This window comes from Algibacter sp. (genome assembly GCF_049667265.1).
Lineage (GTDB): Bacteria > Bacteroidota > Bacteroidia > Flavobacteriales > Flavobacteriaceae > Algibacter_B.
On sequence record NZ_JBATHX010000474.1, the window covers coordinates 1 to 1,502 of the forward strand.

A 1,502-nucleotide genomic window follows, 5' to 3' on the forward strand; every position below is an offset into this window, starting at 1 on the left:
TCTTTGAGTGGATTGTTTGTAATGTATGCCTTTTTATCAAAACCAAAATTGTTTGATAATTATATCGGAAATTGTGCTGGTTGGTTTGCAGATATGAATACCTATTTCAATAAACTAGCGGACAAATCTTTTCAAAACAAAGATAATTTAAAAGGAAAAAAAATATTTGTAGCAAACTCTTTGGCTGACCCATTAGACCCAAACAAGGAAATACACCAATCAATGGTTGATTTATCCAAGAGAATAAAATATGAACTAGACGACCGAATTAAATTTGAATATATCACTTACGAAAATGCTGGACACGTTCCCTTTTCAGGTTTTTATGACGGAATGAAATTTATATTTGAGAAAGAATAAATAAAAAACTGTTGCCAACACCGTGTAAAAAACATTGCTTATTTTAGTTAAACCGTTTGGTTGTTGCTTTGTTTACTAGCATCTGATTTTCCTTCGGAAAATCCTCGCACACAAACACGCAACGTTCCTTACACATAAACGTTATGGGCAATTTGACAAGATCAAAGTGCTGATAAAATTTCTAAATGACTGGAAACTAGTATTTTTACTAATTGAAAAATTATTATATGCCAATATATATGGATCGTCATGACGTATCAGAATCAGTAAATGCTGAAAATGTTGCGGAATTGCACAAGGCCGATTTAAAAATTCAGGATCAGTATAACTGTCGCGGATTAACATATTGGTATGATGATATTAAAAAAATTGCCTTTTGTTTAGTTGAAGCTCCTAACAAAGAATCAATACTCCAGATGCATAATCATGCCCATGGAGAAGTCCCAAATCTTATTATTGAAGTAGATGAAAATATTGTTACATCATTTCTGGGACGAATAGAAGATCCGGAAAATTTATCTTCCCCCGATTTAAACATTATCAACGACCTAGCTCAAAGGACGTTAATGGTGGTTCGTTTTAATACAATCTCCCTAAATGGTATTTTTAATTCTCAATCACAATCAAACATGGAGCAAATGATTAGAATAATTGGTGATTTACTAATACAACACGAAGGACGACTTGTCGAGCAAAAAGAGGGTTATCTTTTAATTTCATTTAAATCTGGCTGCAAATCTGTAAAGTGTGCTTTGGAGTTAGAAACTTTACTTAGAGATAAAATTGCTGCTTTATACAACTCAAATATTAAGATCAAAATTGGATTGGCAACTGGAATGCCAGTAGTGGCCAACAAAACATTTTTTGAAGATACCATCAAATTAGCGGATCGACTATGCTTTATTGATAAATCAAATATTATAATTTCTGCCGAAGTCTATAATTTATTTGTTACTGAAAACTTGAATTCACCTTTCGATAAACACAGACTGTATATTTTGCCATTATCAGAAGAAATCTATTTAATAAACTTAATTGATTTTGTTGAAAAAGAATGGCACAATGCAGAATTAAAAGTTGATGATTTTGATTCCCCTTTGGGAATGAGCAGAACACAAGTGTACCGAAAAGTAATGTATCTT

Annotated in this window: 2 protein-coding genes; both read left to right on the forward strand. The window is 32.0% G+C overall.

What is annotated here, in order from left to right; genetic code table 11:
- A partial coding sequence (locus WBN21_RS16295) for a hypothetical protein (RefSeq protein ID WP_424202147.1) occupies positions 1-360 on the forward strand: 360 nt, incomplete at its 5' end.
- Positions 361-587: 227 nt separating this feature from the next.
- Positions 588-1,502 (forward strand): nickel-binding protein (locus WBN21_RS16300; RefSeq protein ID WP_424202149.1); only part of this gene is annotated, 915 nt, incomplete at its 3' end.